The following is a 16,440-nucleotide window of genomic DNA, read 5'->3' on the forward strand; positions in this document are numbered from 1 at the left end:
ATGGCAATAGTTTTCTTTATGTGGGGGAGTTATTATTCAAAAAAATTATTCCCTAGCAAAGAGGTTAAACTAGAGATAGAATATTTGAGAAAAGAGCAAACGAAAATCGAATAATACTTAAAGTACAATTTAGGTGAAAACATACAGATAACTTTTGCCAAGAGTAGAGTTGCAACATTTGGAGTTCCTTACATTATGGGGTATATCAATAATGAAAAGGAGTTGCAATTCACAGCGTTTATGGATGAAGAAAATCATTTTGAAGATAGAATGATTGTAACAAAAGAACTTTCAGAAAAATTTCGGGTAGACGAATTATCCTATACTGAAATAATAAAACAAAAGCAACGGGAGGAAATACGATGACAACGTTAGGAATTGATTTAGGAACATCCAATAGTTTAGTGGCATATTGGAATGAGGACAAAGCAGTGTTGATACCAAATGTATTTGGTGATGTTTTAACGCCATCTGTTGTAGGTATTGATGACAACGGTGAATTTTTAATTGGTAAAATTGCTAAAGAGCGTTTAACAACTCATCCTGATAAAACGGCTGCTGTTTTTAAGCGTTTTATGGGAACAGAAAAGAACTATTATTTAGGAGAACATAGATTTTCAGCTACAGACTTGTCAAGTTTCGTTTTAAAAGCGCTAAAAGAAGATGCTGAGAAATTTTTGGGAGAAACCTGTACAGAAGCAGTCATAAGCGTCCCAGCATATTTTAATAATACCCAACGAAAAGCTACAGTAGATGCCGCTTTTTTAGCCGGTTTAAAAGTAGAACGATTAATAAGTGAACCGACAGCCGCTGCTATTGCTTATGGGATTCATGAACAAAAAGACACAACCATAATGGTAATTGATATTGGCGGAGGGACTTTTGATGTCTCTATATTAGAAATGTTTGATGGTGTCATGCAAGTAATTGCGATTGCTGGAAATAATTACCTAGGCGGTGAAGATTTCACAACAGTAATCATCGAAACTTTTTTAAATGCAACAGGTTTGAAAAAAGAGAGATTAACTACAAAAGATTTTGCATCATTATATAGACAAGCAGAAGATGCAAAGCAAGTTGTTTCTGAAAATGGTGTCGGAAAAATTGTTTTAGCTGAAAATGAGTTTACACTTACAGTAGACCAGTTTGAACAAATCAGCCAACCCCTAATTTTAAAATTGCGAGAACCGATTATCCAAGCTTTAAAAGATGCACAGTTAAAACCAGCAGATATAGAACAGATTGTACTAATTGGTGGAGCAACAAAAATGCCTATTATAAAAAGTTTTGCTAGTAAATTTCTTGGGAAAATTCCGTTTATGCACATTAATCCGGATGAGACAGTTGGGCTAGGTGCGGCAGTGCAAGCCGCTTTGAAAGAACGACATGAATCATTGGAAGAATTTATTTTAACAGATGTCTGTGCGCACACATTGGGAGTGGATTCAGTGCGGCAAATTAGCAATTCTAAGTATCAAGAGGGTGTTTTTACACCAATTATTGAGCGGAATACAACAATACCTGTAAGCCGAATGAAAGAATTTTATACAATTTATGATAATCAGAATACTGTAAAATTAAGTGTATACCAAGGAGAAAGTAGCAATGTTAAAGATAATTTGAAACTAGGAGAATTGGAAATTAAGTTACCTCCGAATACAAATAAAGATGCAAAAATTGAAACACGTTTTACATATGATAAAAATGGGCTTCTAGAAATTTTGGTGAAAATTGTTAGTACTGGTGAAGTAAAACAATTAATTATTCAAAAAAATCCTGGAGTATTGTCTGATAGCGAATTAAAAGAGCAGTTAGAAAAGCTAAGTGATCTGAAAATCCATCCACGAGATCGTTCCGAAAACAGGTTATTACTTGCAAGAGCGGATCGGATTTATCAAACATCGTTAGGTGAAACACGTCAATATATAGAATTTTTAATGTTGGAATTCCAAAAGGCTATTGAATCTCAAAATGAAAAGAGCATACAAATACAAAGCAAAAATTTAAAAGAGAAATTAGCCGATCTTGAGGGATTAGGATGGGATTGACAGTTTGGGAGATTCTAAAAATAGAAAAGACGACAGATAAACGTGTAATCAAGCGTGCCTATGCAAAAGCATTAAAATATACACATCCAGAAGATGAGCCTGTTGCTTTTCAAAAATTAAAAGAAGCTTTTGATCAAGCTCTAAAGTATCAAGAATTTGATGATGCTGTATCAACGTCAGGGGATATTTCAAGCTTTGAAATACGAGAATTAGATGAATGTAATCCCACAATGGATTTAGATGAGCAAACAGAAGCAATAGAGTTCTCTTTTAAAGAAAGACTGGAAATGGTTTTTGCAAATTATAATGAGCGAATAAACATAGAAGCATGGCGGGAAATATTTCAGTCAGAAAGTGCATTTAAAGTAGACGAATATGAAAGAGATAGATACTATTTAGCTATCTTTTTAATTGAAAATAGATACTTTATTCCTAAAAAAATTATCAATTTAGCATTTGAAATATATAATTTAAATGAAATGATTTCAAATGATACAAATTTAGACTTGGTTTTTGCTTTAAAGGAAGTGAAGGATTTACCTCCGTTTGAGTTTGTTGCATTACAGGACTTAGAAGAGAACGAGCGAATTAGATTTATTTTAGCACGTTTAAATGCATATCAATGTTTGGAAACGAAGAAAATTCAAAGTTACATTAAACAGGCTAAAGCTATTTTTGATAAAGATCCAGACCTTGAATTAATTGAAATTATAAGTAGAACAGGAAAGTTTAATTTTAATTCAATATTAAAAGAAATTAATGCCTTTATCGCTAAAAATCCGGAACAAGCGACGGCGCGGATGTATCGATTATTTCTTCATAAAAAGCTTAGTAAGCCACTAAACTATAAAGATCTTAAAGGTGCAATATTGGAGACATATTATTCTACTCCACGAGAGAATGAGTTTTTTGATGAAATTATCTTTCATATAGATAAAAACAAACTGTTAGGACTTATTTACTATGATTTAAAAGAATACACAACAGCATATACTTATTTAATTAATGCTAGTGACACAAGTAGAAAAGAGATTCGAGATAGGGTTGCTTTTTGTTTAAAACTAAAGCTAGAGCAAGAAAAAAATTCTTTTAAAAACAAATCAAAAATTAATGATATCAGAACAGAATTAAGTTTATACTCTTTGTGGACTTTTGAGCAGTTATGCTTAAAAACACAAAAAAAGCGTATCTTACTCATGCTCATATTGACTGCTTTTCCCGTATTAATTTTTGCTGCTTTAATTACAGATGACCAAAAAACAGATACTATTTGGGCTAATTACTGGTTTGTATTTGGCTGTATATTTGTTATTATACTAGCAGTCGCTTATTTATTATTTAGAAAAGATTTATGGAAAAGATATAGAGAGGCAAAAATAGAAAAGTATTATCAAAATAAAAAATAAACTAATAAGCAGGATATTCTATAAAGGGATTTCCTGTTTTTTGATTTATTCAGCTCATTATACGGATCATAAATTGCCTTAAAATGAACAATTTGCATAATTGGCGCATTTTGTTGAATGATTTCGTTCAACATGATATAGTGTAATCAAATGAGGGAAGCGCTTACTTCGTTAAGAGAGGATGTAGAGGATGGACATATCAAATTTGATAAATGAAAGTCGGATTATTTTTGATACTAGTATTCAAACCAAGCAATTATTATTTGAAAAAGTAGCGAATGTACTAGGTGAAGAAGGGGCTATAACGAATCAAAAGAAATTTATACGTGACTTGTATAAACGAGAAGAGGAAACTTCGACAGGTATTGAGTCTGGATTTGGTATTCCTCATACAAAGAGTAAATATGTGAAAGAGCCTTTGATTGTTTTTGTTCATTCAGATGTTATGACCGATTATTTTGGACTAGATGATGCACCAATTGAATGCAGTTTTATTATTGGAGTCCCAAAGAAGGCAGCGGATACACATTTAGAAATATTAAGTAACCTTTCAAGGAAATTAATGAACGATGAATTTATTGAAAAGTTAAAAAAATCAAAAAACGAACAAGAGATTATGACAATTTTATCAGAATAGGGAGGCGTTTTACATGAAAATAGTTGGAGTTACAGCTTGTCCCACTGGCATTGCTCATACGTACATGTCTGCTGAAAAGTTAACTAAAACAGCAGAAGACCTTGGTTATGAAGTGAAAATAGAGACTCAAGGAGCAAAAGTTGAAAATGTTTTAACGAAAGAAGATATTGCATCAGCTGATTATGTTATTTTAGCGGTTGATAAAGAAATTGATACAGCTAGATTTGCTGGAAAGAAAGTAAAAAGAGTATCTACTTCCAGAGCAATTAAAGAAGCAGATGTCATAATTAAAGAAGTCATTGCAGAAAAAGGACTAATAAATTATTCAGCGGAAAGCAGTTTAAGTAATTCTGAACAGCCACCAAAAGCAAGTTTATATAATCATTTTATGAATGGTGTTAACTATATGCTACCATTTGTTATCGCGGGTGGAATACTAATCGCAATTAGTTTTGCTTTCGGTATTGATGCTGCCAATCCAGATTCTGCTTCCTATAATGCAATTGCAGCAGCATTTTCTAAAATAGGTGGAGATACCGCATTTGCACTAATGGTTCCAGCACTTGCTGCCGGAATTTCCGTATCAGTTGCAGGAAGGGCTGGTTTTGCTCCTGGACTTGTTGCCGGAACGCTTGCGACAGCTGGTGGATCTGGTTTTCTAGGCGGAATGATTGGTGGTATTTTGGCAGGATATGTAGCTCATTTCTTTGCTAATAAAGTGAATGTTACAAAATCACTTGCTTCTATTTATCAGTTGATTGTTGTACCACTTCTAGCTATTACAATAGTCGGTTTGGCGATGGTATTTGTTATTGATACACCAATTGCTTGGGTGCTAGATGCGCTTACAAGTTGGCTAAATGGTCTTGGTGAAACATCGGGTGTTTTATTTGGACTTCTTATTGGAGTGATGATGGCAGCAGATATGGGTGGACCTATAAATAAATCTATCTCTACTTTCTCTATTGGGCTTATGACGGCCGGGGTTACAGCACCAATTGCCGCATGTATGGCAGCAGGTATGGTTCCGCCACTTGGTCTAGCACTTGCAACGTTACTTTTTAGAAATAAATTTACAACAGAAGAAAAAACAGCAGGAAATTCTTGTTGGGTATTAGGGGCATCATACATTACAGAAGGGGCTATCCCGTTTGCAGTCGCAGATCCACTTCGAGTTATCCCTAGTCTTATGTTAGGCTCAGCAACAGCAGCAGCTATTTCGATGGGTGCGGGAGTAACTTCACTTGCTCCACATGGTGGCATTTGGGTAATGTTCATTCCTAATGTTATTGACCATCTATTTATGTATATTATTGCAATCGTAGCAGGAACAATAGTGACTGCAGTTTCAGTAGGATTATTAAAAACACCAGTAAATAAACGAAAAAATAAAGGGGAGATGCTATAATGTTATATACAATGAAAGATTTATTAAAAGTAGGAAAAGAACATCAATTTGCGGTACCGGCATTTAATATCTGTAGTTTTGATATGTTAAAAGCAGTAATGGAACAAGTAGAAGAAAGTAATGCACCCGTTATTATTGAAATCCATCCCGATGAGATTGCTTATCTTGGTGATAATTTTGTCGCGACGGTACGTGAATACGCGCTTAGAAGTAAAGTTCCTGTTGTAATTCATATGGATCACGGTGGAACCATTCAAGATGTTATGCGAGCAATTAGAAACGGCTATACATCAGTTATGATTGATGCTTCACGTGCTAGTTACGAAGACAATGTTGCGCTAACAAAAGAAGTAGTAGCACTTGCACATAAAGTAGGTGTATCAGTGGAAGCCGAACTTGGAACAATTGGCGACAATGGATCGGCAGAAGGTGGAGCAGATACAATCATTTATACCGATCCAGACCAAGCGGAGGATTTTGTAAAAAGAACAGGTATTGATACATTAGCGGTTGCAATTGGAACAGCACACGGACTATATCCTAAAGATAAAAAACCGGAACTCAATATGCCGCTACTAAAAGAATTAAATAAACGTCTAGATATTCCATTCGTCCTTCACGGAGGTTCTGGTAATCCAGACAAAGAAGTGAGTGAATCTGTACATTTTGGAGTTAGAAAAGTGAATCTAAGCTCTGACTTGAAAAGTGTGTTTTTTGAAGAAATTCGCCAATTATTAGCAAAAAATCCAGATATGTATGAACCAAATCAAGTTTACCCATCAGCAAATGAAAAAGTAAAAGAAGTTGTAAGACATAAATTACAAATTTTAAATACTACTGGGCAAGCGGACAAATACTAATCGGAGGGGTAGAAGCGCTAATTATAGTGCTTTTGCCCTTTAAGGAGTGGAGGAATATGTTAAGCACAGCAAAGGAACGACAATTAAAAATCGTTAATCGGCTAAAAATCGAACAATTTATGCGGATTATTGATTTAGTGGAGCTTGTCAATTACAGCGAAGCCACTGTGAAACGAGATTTAGTAGCACTAGAAAAAGAAGGACTTGTAAGACGAACACGAGGCGGCGCAATGATTATTGATAATAAAAAAATCGATTTGCCGTATTTAATGAAAATGAACGAACGCAGTAATGAAACAAGTAAAATAAGAATTGCAGACATTGCAAAATCACTTATTCGTGATGATATGGTGATTTTCTTAGATTCAAGTTCTACATCGCTACATTTAATTGATGTTTTAAGTAAATTTGATGGTTTGCAAATTATTACTAATGGAGTGATGACGGCTTCGATGTTATCAGAATTTACCAATGCGCGGGTTAGTATTTTAGGAGGATCCATTCTAACAAAGCGATACACGGTAAATGGAGCAAAAGCTTATAATGATGCCCTTACATATAATGCGGATATTGCATTTGTTTCTTGTCGTGGAATTGACTGTGACAAAGGTGCGACGGAAACACATGAAGGCGAGGCGCTAATCAAACAAGCATTTAGGCGCCAGTCAAGTTTGCTCGTTTTACTCGTTACAGAAGAAAAAGTAGGCCATAAGTTTATGCACCAAAGTCTTGCGTGTCACGATATTGACTACTTAATAACGGACTTTAAACTGGATACAGAAGTGGAGCAACAGTTTAAAGCCCATCAAATTACTTGTTTGTATTAACGTTTTTAGTGGTGATTTCATTATCGCGGATTAATATCGCTTCCTTATTACTAATTGGAAGCAGAGGTAGTGAACTAGCATAGTCAGCTAGGATTTTTTGAGCTGCATTTTTAAAAGGTGCAGAACCATAATGCGGCACAGTATAGAAATCAACTAAATTTAAAGCATTGTAACTCGTCAAAGTTGCGGCTTTTTGCATGTTATCCATATCTTTAATATACTCAATATTAGCTGAAGTTATAACCGCACCAGCTGATTCCCCGATATATAATTTACCGGCTGCGACTTCTTTTAAAATGCACTTGTCCGCGCCAGTTCGTTTTAATTCTTGCAATAAAAAGAAACTATTACCGCCAGAGACATAAATATACTCATTTCGTGCTAATTTCTGCCGAATGGTCTCTGAGTCTGCAGTAGATATATCTAATTCATCAATTATTAACCCTAATTTTTCTAGGGCTTTTTTTGCTGTCTCCACATAAAATACCACTTTTTCCACATTACTTGCTGTAGGAATAAATGTTACTGTTTTGCCATGTACATTTTTTTCAAATGAACTAAATAAACTTACAACATCGTTAAAAGAAGATGCTAAAAATAGTTTTTTCACGCTATCAGCTCCTATGGATTTGTCTTTATTTATAGTATAATGTGAAAAGGTATCAAATAGTGACACCTTTTAATTTACTTTAAGGAAAAGAGATGCTTATGAAAAAATCAGAGAGATTAACTGATATGATGCTATTTTTAAATGATAAAAATTCTTTCCAATTGAGCGAACTAATGTCTAAGTATAATATTTCTCGAAGTACCGCTATTCGCGATATTAAGTCATTAGAAGAAATAGGCATGCCGATATATTCCCAACTAGGTAGAAATGGTTATTACGGTTTACTTCAAAATCGCTTATTATCACCAATTGTGTTTAATATGGAAGAGGTATTTGCGTTATACTTTGCCATGCTAACTTTAAAAGCTTATGAAACTACACCATTTCATTTAAGCGTAGAAAAATTAAAAAAGAAATTTGAAACTTGTTTAGCAGAAGAAAAAATTACTATGCTTCGTCAAATAGAAAATGTATTTAGTTTAAGTTTTATTCAACATAACAATCAATGTGAATTTTTAGATGTTATTTTACGCTGGACAATAGAAGAACAAGCCTGCGAAATTGCCTATAAGAAAAACGGGGAAATAAAAAACTATCTAGTACAATTTTTTAATATATCTTCCGCGCATGGGCAGTGGTATGGTACCAGCTATAATTTTGAAACCGAAAGCACCCAAGTATTTCGCTGTGATAAAATTGTAGCAATTAAAGTAACTAACAAATACCCGCCAAAATCACTAGCAGATCTTAAACGAAAATCGGAGGAACTTTATCAAAAGAAAGCAGCAAATAATTTTGAAGTAGAAATAACTACTAAAGGGATAGATTTATTTTATAAGGAACACTATCCATCCATGGAATTACACATAGAAAATGGAAAAAATATCATTCGCGGTTTTTATCATCATGCGGAAGAGGCCTTTATTATCAATTATTTGCTAGGATACGGTACGAATATTTTGGCGATAAAACCGAAAACACTAAAACCAAAACTAATCCAAAGGCTAAACTTTCTAAAAACAAATCTCGAACAAATATAAAAGTAAAAACAGCGAAACAAATTTAAAAAGAGGAGTGATTTAATGGAGGAATGGGATTTGCTAAATGTAAACCGTGAACGAACAGGAAAAACGCATATCCGTGGTGAGAAATTAGCGGCTGGAGATCTTCACTTGGTTATTCATGTCTGTATTTTTAACCAAAAAGGGCAACTTTTAATTCAAAAGCGCCAAAAAGATAAAGAAAGCTGGCCAAATTATTGGGACTTTTCTGCGGCTGGCTCTGCACTTAAAGGCGAAACAAGTAGACAAGCCGCTGAAAGAGAAGTGCAAGAAGAACTTGGAATTACAATTGATTTAAGCAAAACTCGTGCAAAATTTAGTTATCATTTTGATGCAGGATTTGATGATTATTGGTTTATTACAGAAGATGTAGAACTAAAAGATTTAACATTACAAAAAGAAGAAGTAGCAGATGCTCGTTTTGTAACACCAGAAGAGCTAGAAATGTTGAAAAATGCAGGTGAATTCATTCCTTACTTCTTTTTAAATCAGGTTTTCGAGCTAAAAAATGCCACAAGTAGTCACTTTTAATAAATATAACTAAAATTCCACTTAACAAATCACGCGCTTACACTTATAATAGTACAGAGACAAGAGAAAAACTCCAATTCAGAAAGAGAGTGGTAATATGGGCCGTAAATGGGCAAATATTAAAGAGAAAAAAGCGTCAAAAGATAAAACAAATAGTCGTATCTATGCAAAATTTGGTATTGAAATATATGTAGCGGCTAAATCAGGCGACCCAGATCCACATTCCAACCAAAAATTACGCTTTGTTATCGAACGTGCAAAAACATACAATGTACCAAAACATATTATTGATCGTGCTATCGAAAAAGCAAAAGGAACTGGCGACGAAACGTATTCCGAACTACGCTATGAAGGCTTTGGTCCAAATGGTTCAATGATTATTGTCGATGCGTTAACAAATAATGTAAACCGAACTGCCTCTGATGTACGTGCTGCTTATAGTAAAAATGGTGGTAATATGGGCGTTAGTGGCTCCGTTGCTTATATGTTTGATAATACAGCTATTTTCGGTGTAGAAGGTAAAGACGCCGACGAACTTCTCGAACTTTTAATGGAAGCGGATATTGATGTTCGTGACATTTTAGATGAAGATGGACAAGCGATTATTTATGCAGAACCAGAAGATTTTCATAAAGTTCAAGAAGGATTAAAAGCTGCTGGAATTGAAGAATTTACTGTAGCTGAAATCGAAATGATCCCTCAAAACGACATTCAATTAGCAGGAGAGGATTTAGAAAAATTCGAGAAACTAATTGATGCTTTAGAAGATTTAGAAGATGTGCAAAAAGTATATCATAACGTCGAATTAGAAGATTAATAACAACCACAATCGGAGGAACCAACAAAATGCCAAAATTACCAAATTGTCCAGAATGTAACTCAGAATATGCTTACGAAGACCGCGGACTCCTAATCTGCCCAGAATGCGGACATGAATGGAGCGCGACTGCCACAGCAGAAGTATCCGAAGAAAAAGTATTTAAAGACTCCAATGGCAACATCCTAACAGACGGAGATTCCGTTACCGTCATCAAAGACTTAAAAGTAAAAGGCGCATCTAACCCAATCAAAATGGGTACAAAAGTAAAAAACATCCGCCTAGTTGACGGCGACCACGACATTGATTGCAAAATTGATGGCTTTGGTCCAATGAAGTTGAAATCAGAATTTGTGAAGAAGATATAATAAAAAAGCAGCGACTCTCTCAGTTACGAAAGAGTCGCTGTATTTGTTAAAAATGGAAGTTATCTACTCCTTTTTTATCAAGCTAGAAAGTGTTATAATGTGTGAAAAGGAGCGGAATTGCGATGAAATATGTAAAATCACAAATGAAAGAGCTTGTAAAAGATAGCGTGGACCTTCAAGAACGCCTTCAAAAGCTAATGAAAGAAATGGATTTAGAAAAAAGTTTCGCTTTAAAAGCACTGTATCATTCAGAAGTTGCTGATGGTGGACATTACCAAACAGCTTATCAAGATTTGGATTATAAATATAAAGATTAACTAACTAATGGCTCTGCTAAACAAATTGGCAGAGCTATTTTTATAAATATTTTGCTTGGATTTCGTTTAAGTAAGCAACAAAATTATCGTAAAAGTCATCGCGATTTTGGATAGTTACATGGGTTCCTAACTGCAAGATAAAGCGATACACAGCTTCATGGTCGGGCAGCGTTACCTTTACAAGAAAATGATCTTCATCCTGCCTTGAAATCTCAACTAAATCAAAACGCTCAATAATTTGTTCACGAGCCACTTTATCCACGATTAGAGTTACTTTATACGTCAATAGTTGTGGCGGACTACCCACTATTCCTAATGGCTTTACGACAAATGGTCTGGCTTCAAACGTTTCTGTTAAAACATCAAGCTCCACCATCCGTGCAAGTTTAAATGTACGGAAGTCGCTGCGCTCCAAACTATACCCTTGTAAATACCAAGAACGATTCCTAAAAAGGAGATGATATGGTTCGGTTTTTCGGATAGTTTGATTACCATCCCTGTCAATATAACTAAGTTCCACTAATTGATGTTTTTTAATCGCTAAATATAGTTTTTCAACTTGAGAATTCACTTTACTTTTTGTAGACAAATGGGAAAAATCTACTGAAATGGAACTTGCAGGTGATTCATTTGTTGGGTCGAGCATATTTTTCATTTTTTGTAATGTTTTCTTTGTTTCAATGGATGAAAGTAACTGTTCCATTCCGTCTAAACTAGTGATAATCGCTTGTAAATCTTCTGTTGTAAGGAGCTTCTTGTCCACTTTGTAGGTAGGCATAATCCCGATACCACCTTTTGCCCCAGCAATTGTATAAATGGGGATGTTGGCCATTGCTAATGTATCAATATCGCGAAAAATAGTTCGTTTCGAAACTTCAAACATTTTTGCCATTTCAGAAGCACTGACTAATTCTCGTTGCAAAAGCAGCATAACAATCCCGATAAGTCGCTCAATTTTCATTTTTTTCTCCTTTTTTAAAAATGATGACAGACAGTTGTCATCATTCGCATGTTATAGTTACATCATATCAAAGTTAAATAACTTTTTGGAGGGAAATATTATGGCATTTGAAATTGTTGAATTAAAAGAAGAAACATTTACAGGAACGAAGACAGAAATCCCTGAATTCGATCCGCAAAAAGGTTTCGAGGTAATGAGCGAAATTAAAGAAACAGCATTTACAAAATTTGCAAAAAATGAAAAAAACTATGTAGGTATTAACGCAAGTCTCGATGGTTTGCAATTTTATATCGTGGCTAGTGTGGATGGTACTGGCGAGACGACTTTTAGTATCCCAGCAGGTAAATACGCTAAATTCGTAACCGCTGAAACAGACCGCCCAGCATTAGACGGATTCATCGGTGCAGCTTACGGCGAAGTTAGCCAAAGCAGTGATGTAAGTATTGCGGGCTCCTTTAATTTGGAAGACCTTAGAGAAGCTGAGTTTACGCTTTATATTCCAGTTGTAAGTAAGTAATAGTAATGTAAGAAAAGCCTTTTTCGATGAAAGGGGCTTTTTTTGATGGTTTTAAGGTTGCGGTGAAATATAAAAAAATGCTAAAATAAAACGATTTCTATTCAGTTGAGGTGATTAATATAGTTGGTATGTCTATAATTGTAACTATTGTTCTATTTGCTTTTATTACATTTTTAATTTTAAAAAAAAAAATGGAAAACATTGAGTATCGTATTAATTGTGTCACTCTTACTGATTATCTGGATGATTAGTTCTTCCTTAAGTATTTTCCAAAAATCTATCAACTTGTCTAGTGAAGGTTTAAATGGAGTTGAAATCTTGTCATCAATAGATGTCACTGACACAAATTCAGTAGAAAATAATAAGTTTTATCATTCATTAAAAGAAAATAAAGACATCTATATTGGAATAGATCACAATAAAATTATTGAATTAACTTTGCCATTTGACTCGACAAACACTGCTATTTCTACTAATAAAGGTATACATGTAAACAGTACTTTTAAGGAGGTTGTTAGTAGTTATGGAGAGTCTTATAAAGAAATGAATTTTGTAGATATGTATGGTTTTGGAATAGAATTTAAAGATAAGGAAAATAAAATTAACATAAGATTTTATTTTGATAATGACAGCAAGAGTGCTCCAGTTCGAAATATTGAAATTCTTGTATTTTGAATTTAAGCTTAGTAGAAAGATACAATGAAAGAGACTTCCGAAATGAAGAACAAACAGGAATTTAGTATCAAACCATTTAATAAAATGGAATGTACTAAATTCCTGTTTGTTTGTTATCTGTTTTTTTAAATGAAGCTCATTGGTATTGGGGTATTATGCTTTTCTTTGAATGATTTCTAAACAAATCATATAGAAAAAGCTAATTATAAAATAGCCAATAGCAAGACTTGAAAGTGATATTTGTAAATGGTGTTGCGTATTTAAAATAGCCATGAAAATTGGCAATATTATGGCTAAGGCGATAACAAAATAAAAAGAGAAGGTATTCCTATTTTTATAATAGCGCTCATCTTTTTCTGTTTTCTCTTTTTTATATTGCTTTTCAAAGGTTTCTTTAAATATGAAAATAGAGAAGACAGATCCGACAATAATTGCAGGAATTAATATGAGGAAATCATTTACTGTGGAAGGTTGTTCTCCTCGTGTAATTGGTAATAAAAAAAAGCATATAATTACCATAAAAGTTAAACTTACAATTCTCATAAATTGATATTTTTTCATCTTCTATGCCTCCTCTAGCTGAAATATCTCTTCTACCGATAACTCAAAATACCTTGCCATCTTTAAGCTAAGCTCTAAACTGGGGTTATATTTTCCTTTTTCAATCGCGTGAATAGTTTGCCTTGAAACTTCTAATATCGAAGCTAAATCATTTTGCGTAATCCCTTTTTCTTCGCGTAACGTTTTAACTCGATTTATTACTTTCAAATGATCACCACCTAGTAAAGATATCTTTACAAATACTTTAAAATAAAATGAAAGAAATGTAAAGCTTCCTTTATATTTTTTGGAAATTATTCTATTATTTGCCGCGCAATATTATGGCAAGTTACTTAAGGGTGATTTTTCTATTCATTAATTTGGTAACTGGTGAGTGTCGATGGAATTAGCTAAAGCAGGAATTGTTTCCGAGCAAGCCAAGACGATATAAGGGATTTATAAACAAGTCGTTCTACTTAAAGTAGCTTGTTTAAATTTGCAACACCTATTTTTTTCTATATAATGGGAGTAAGTAAAAGACGAGTTTTGATAGGAGGAAGAAATATGGAAGTTTTTGCAGAATATTTGGCTGGGATTGAAAACCCTGACCATCGTGAGCGTACAAAAGAAGTTTTAACATGGGTTACGGAAAATTTTCCAACTTTAAAACCAGAAATCAAATGGAACACACCAATGTTTTCGAATAATGGAACTTTCATTCTTGGCATTTCTGTTGCAAAACAGCATATGAGCATTTCTCCAGAAGTAGCTGGAATTGATCGCTTTGAAGAAGACATTAAGCAAGCTGGATATGGCTATACAAAAGGACTATTTAAAATCACTTGGGCAAAACCAGTTGATTATAGTTTAATAGAAAAAATTATTCAGTTTAACATACAAGATAAAGCAAATTACACCAGCTTTTGGCGTATTTAAAAGATTTAGTTACTTTTGTCATCTAGCAAACGCAGATATTTTATGCCATAATAAATAAGCTAATATGGATTTTATTAAAAGAGTGGTGTAAAATGCGGATTTTTTGTGGAATTATGTCAATCCAAGCTGGCTTTATCGGAGGACTTGCCGAAATCTTTAGTCCGGATAGCAAGAAAATCAACCTATTTATGATACCAGACAATCTAGCTGATTCATCCGGATATTTTATGTCGTTCGCAATGATACTCGCAGGCATCCTAATCATCTGCGCCTATCGCAACGACTTCCTAATTTTCATGGCCCTAATACTATGGCTATTTGGCTTAATCTTCGGCCTAATTTTCACCCCAAGCTATTCAGGAATCTACTTCCGACCAGTTGTCTGCCTAATAAGCTTTTTAATGGGGTTGTTCATTTTTACAGATTATACGAGACATCAGGATAGAAGTTTAGAGAGGTGAGCGGGGAGCTTGCTTCTTTTTTTACAAATAAATCAGTTACATCACGTTAATTAAATAGTAAAAGTGAAAAAGATGAAAATATATTATTACAACCAAAATCTCACTTTAAAAACATTAAATCCTCCAAATAAAACAAATATTTTAAACTTGCAATGTAAGGGAGAATAACATGTCAGAAAATACATTACTACGAATCCAAAAGTCTAAAAATCAATTGTTAAAATCTATATTAGCTAGTTTTACCGGTACACTAGGAAGTTCTATTTTCTCATTTTCTTTAGGATTAATGCTTTTAGAGAAAACCGGACTTTCGATAAGTTTTGGACTTTCGATTATGATAACTGCATTAATTGGCCTCTTATTATCACATCTAGTAGGGCCAATAGTAGATAAATTTTCTAGAAAATTTATTATTTTAACTAGTCAATCTATCACTATCGCAGCATTGATTGTATATACATTCATTTTTAATGGTCCAAGTAATCATATTTTGATTCCTACCGTAATACTTATGATTATTCTAGCAGTGACAGATGATTTTAATAGCACAGCCCAAGAGTCTACTAAAGTCAATGTTGTTCTAGAAGATGATTTACAAAAATTGGCAGGAATCAAGAATTAAGTGAGAACATGGTTGGTTTGTTTTCTGCCGTTATGGGAGCTCTCTTATATGCAATTCTCCCTTTTAATATCTTAATTATGCTTGAAATTATTTTAGAACTAACTACATTTCTATTAACAGCCACACTTGATTTTAAATTCAACAAAAGTTCGGAATGCTCTGTGGAAGAGAATAGTAGCACCTCTAACTGGCAATTATTTATCGATGGTCTACTTTACTTGAGAAGGCAGCCCTATCTAGTTATTATTATGGTCGCCTGTATGATTATTAATTTTTTCTATACAATCATTTTTGTAGGTTTACCTTCGCTCATGCTAAAGGTCTTGGAAGCTTCTTCTATACAGTTCGGCATTACTCAAGGTGCACTCAGTCTTGGTATAATCGTTGGAGCATACATCTTAACACGTAGAAAAGAATCACAAACACCTGTCTACAATCTAATGCAGCTAGGAAAAATATTGCCGATTTTATTTATCGGAATGGGTTCTTCCATATTTATTCACTCTCAGCTGTTAATAACAATATGGATTAGTTTATTAATGCTACTCATTGGTTTTTCAAGTTCTACATTAAATATTCCGTTCGCTATCTGGCTTCAAAAAAATGTGCCTACCAATTTACAAGGACGAGTTTTTCATCTATTGAGTGTAATGAGTATGTGTATTCAACCATTTGGGATTTTAATCTATGGTCTATTATTTGATCATAAAGTTACTTCAGCTGCTAATTGGGATTCCTTTATCTTTATTTCCAGTGGGATTATCCTATATACTATTGTATTGATATATACAAATATAACAAAAAAAGATTTAAAACATGCTAAAATATATTGAGTATG

The 16,440-nt window shown here is 33.8% G+C and carries 21 protein-coding genes and 1 pseudogene; 18 read left to right on the top strand and 4 right to left on the bottom strand.

Annotated features, from left to right (window positions below; all coding sequences use genetic code 11):
• Positions 1-126: 126 nt before the first annotated feature.
• The 7 genes and pseudogenes from HCJ45_RS03150 to HCJ45_RS03180 form a co-directional block, all read left to right on the top strand.
• Positions 127-366: pseudogene (locus tag HCJ45_RS03150) on the top strand (DUF1433 domain-containing protein); the annotation flags it as partial.
• Positions 363-2,048 carry a molecular chaperone HscC gene (locus tag HCJ45_RS03155; RefSeq protein ID WP_187123983.1) on the top strand — a complete coding sequence of 562 codons (1,686 nt, stop codon included), beginning with the start codon at positions 363-365 and terminating at the stop codon, positions 2,046-2,048. The pseudogene HCJ45_RS03150 and the gene HCJ45_RS03155, both read left to right, overlap by 4 nt.
• A complete protein-coding gene (locus HCJ45_RS03160) occupies positions 2,039-3,454 on the top strand; it encodes a molecular chaperone DnaJ (protein ID WP_246456444.1) in 1,416 nt (471 codons plus the stop codon). Before HCJ45_RS03155 ends, HCJ45_RS03160 begins: the two co-directional genes overlap by 10 nt.
• A 190-nt stretch (positions 3,455-3,644) precedes the next feature.
• A complete protein-coding gene (locus HCJ45_RS03165) occupies positions 3,645-4,091 on the top strand; it encodes a PTS sugar transporter subunit IIA (protein WP_038406620.1) in 447 nt (148 codons plus the stop codon).
• A gap of 13 nt (positions 4,092-4,104) precedes the next feature.
• Positions 4,105-5,499: a PTS fructose transporter subunit IIC gene (locus tag HCJ45_RS03170; protein WP_038406621.1), complete on the top strand. Its 1,395-nt coding sequence runs from the start codon at positions 4,105-4,107 to the stop codon at positions 5,497-5,499.
• Complete coding sequence (locus HCJ45_RS03175) at positions 5,499-6,359, top strand: ketose-bisphosphate aldolase (protein ID WP_185345986.1); 861 nt, start codon at positions 5,499-5,501, stop codon at positions 6,357-6,359. Before HCJ45_RS03170 ends, HCJ45_RS03175 begins: the two co-directional genes overlap by 1 nt.
• Positions 6,360-6,415: 56 nt before the next feature.
• Entirely contained in the window at positions 6,416-7,186 is a 771-nt protein-coding gene (locus tag HCJ45_RS03180; RefSeq protein WP_185345984.1) for a DeoR/GlpR family DNA-binding transcription regulator, read from the top strand.
• On the opposite strand, the gene HCJ45_RS03185 is transcribed toward HCJ45_RS03180, so the two are convergent.
• Positions 7,170-7,796 carry a Type 1 glutamine amidotransferase-like domain-containing protein gene (locus HCJ45_RS03185; RefSeq protein ID WP_187123984.1) on the bottom strand — a complete coding sequence of 209 codons (627 nt, stop codon included), beginning with the start codon at positions 7,794-7,796 and terminating at the stop codon, positions 7,170-7,172. The genes HCJ45_RS03180 and HCJ45_RS03185 overlap by 17 nt on opposite strands.
• A gap of 98 nt (positions 7,797-7,894) precedes the next feature.
• On the opposite strand from HCJ45_RS03185, the gene HCJ45_RS03190 reads away from it, so the two are divergent.
• From HCJ45_RS03190 to HCJ45_RS03210, 5 genes are all read left to right on the top strand, one after another.
• Positions 7,895-8,836 carry a helix-turn-helix transcriptional regulator gene (locus HCJ45_RS03190; protein ID WP_185345980.1) on the top strand — a complete coding sequence of 314 codons (942 nt, stop codon included), beginning with the start codon at positions 7,895-7,897 and terminating at the stop codon, positions 8,834-8,836.
• Positions 8,837-8,878: 42 nt separating this feature from the next.
• Entirely contained in the window at positions 8,879-9,388 is a 510-nt protein-coding gene (locus HCJ45_RS03195) for an NUDIX hydrolase (RefSeq protein WP_187123985.1), read from the top strand.
• Positions 9,389-9,485: 97 nt separating this feature from the next.
• On the top strand, positions 9,486-10,205 hold the full coding sequence (locus HCJ45_RS03200; protein ID WP_187123986.1) for a YebC/PmpR family DNA-binding transcriptional regulator: 720 nt from the start codon (positions 9,486-9,488) through the stop codon (positions 10,203-10,205).
• 29 nt (positions 10,206-10,234) lie between these two features.
• The gene (locus HCJ45_RS03205; protein WP_185397933.1) at positions 10,235-10,573 is read left to right on the top strand and encodes a zinc ribbon domain-containing protein YjdM; all 339 of its coding nucleotides are present in this window, start codon (positions 10,235-10,237) and stop codon (positions 10,571-10,573) included.
• A 122-nt stretch (positions 10,574-10,695) separates the two neighbouring features.
• The gene (locus tag HCJ45_RS03210; protein ID WP_003718474.1) at positions 10,696-10,890 is read left to right on the top strand and encodes a hypothetical protein; all 195 of its coding nucleotides are present in this window, start codon (positions 10,696-10,698) and stop codon (positions 10,888-10,890) included.
• Positions 10,891-10,930: 40 nt separating this feature from the next.
• Here the strand turns inward: HCJ45_RS03210 and HCJ45_RS03215 are convergent, their stop codons facing one another.
• The gene (locus HCJ45_RS03215; RefSeq protein WP_187123987.1) at positions 10,931-11,851 is read right to left on the bottom strand and encodes a helix-turn-helix transcriptional regulator; all 921 of its coding nucleotides are present in this window, start codon (positions 11,849-11,851) and stop codon (positions 10,931-10,933) included.
• 100 nt (positions 11,852-11,951) lie between these two features.
• On the opposite strand from HCJ45_RS03215, the gene HCJ45_RS03220 reads away from it, so the two are divergent.
• Together HCJ45_RS03220 and HCJ45_RS03225 are read left to right on the top strand one after the other, a co-directional pair.
• Positions 11,952-12,368, top strand: coding sequence for an effector binding domain-containing protein (locus HCJ45_RS03220; protein ID WP_187123988.1), 417 nt, complete (start codon positions 11,952-11,954; stop codon positions 12,366-12,368).
• 318 nt (positions 12,369-12,686) lie between these two features.
• Positions 12,687-13,043 (top strand): hypothetical protein, encoded by a 357-nt coding sequence (locus HCJ45_RS03225; RefSeq protein ID WP_187123989.1) that lies wholly within the window; start codon positions 12,687-12,689, stop codon positions 13,041-13,043.
• 153 nt (positions 13,044-13,196) lie between these two features.
• Here the strand turns inward: HCJ45_RS03225 and HCJ45_RS03230 are convergent, their stop codons facing one another.
• Positions 13,197-13,604 (bottom strand): 2'-O-methyl transferase, encoded by a 408-nt coding sequence (locus HCJ45_RS03230; RefSeq protein ID WP_187123990.1) that lies wholly within the window; start codon positions 13,602-13,604, stop codon positions 13,197-13,199.
• A 3-nt stretch (positions 13,605-13,607) separates the two neighbouring features.
• Complete coding sequence (locus HCJ45_RS03235) at positions 13,608-13,811, bottom strand: helix-turn-helix transcriptional regulator (protein WP_187123991.1); 204 nt, start codon at positions 13,809-13,811, stop codon at positions 13,608-13,610.
• Between the two features lie 336 nt (positions 13,812-14,147).
• Here HCJ45_RS03235 and HCJ45_RS03240 point away from each other — a divergent pair, with 336 nt between their 5' ends.
• The 4 genes from HCJ45_RS03240 to HCJ45_RS03255 all read left to right on the top strand — a co-directional run bounded on the left by HCJ45_RS03240 (position 14,148) and on the right by HCJ45_RS03255 (position 16,435).
• On the top strand, positions 14,148-14,519 hold the full coding sequence (locus HCJ45_RS03240; RefSeq protein WP_187123992.1) for an iron chaperone: 372 nt from the start codon (positions 14,148-14,150) through the stop codon (positions 14,517-14,519).
• A 92-nt stretch (positions 14,520-14,611) separates the two neighbouring features.
• Positions 14,612-14,980 (top strand): hypothetical protein, encoded by a 369-nt coding sequence (locus HCJ45_RS03245; protein ID WP_187123993.1) that lies wholly within the window; start codon positions 14,612-14,614, stop codon positions 14,978-14,980.
• A 169-nt stretch (positions 14,981-15,149) separates the two neighbouring features.
• Complete coding sequence (locus tag HCJ45_RS03250) at positions 15,150-15,602, top strand: MFS transporter (RefSeq protein ID WP_187123994.1); 453 nt, start codon at positions 15,150-15,152, stop codon at positions 15,600-15,602.
• An 8-nt stretch (positions 15,603-15,610) separates the two neighbouring features.
• Positions 15,611-16,435 (top strand): MFS transporter, encoded by an 825-nt coding sequence (locus HCJ45_RS03255; protein ID WP_187123995.1) that lies wholly within the window; start codon positions 15,611-15,613, stop codon positions 16,433-16,435.
• Positions 16,436-16,440 lie beyond the last annotated feature (5 nt).

Source organism: Listeria immobilis, assembly GCF_014322845.1.
Lineage (GTDB): Bacteria > Bacillota > Bacilli > Lactobacillales > Listeriaceae > Listeria > Listeria immobilis.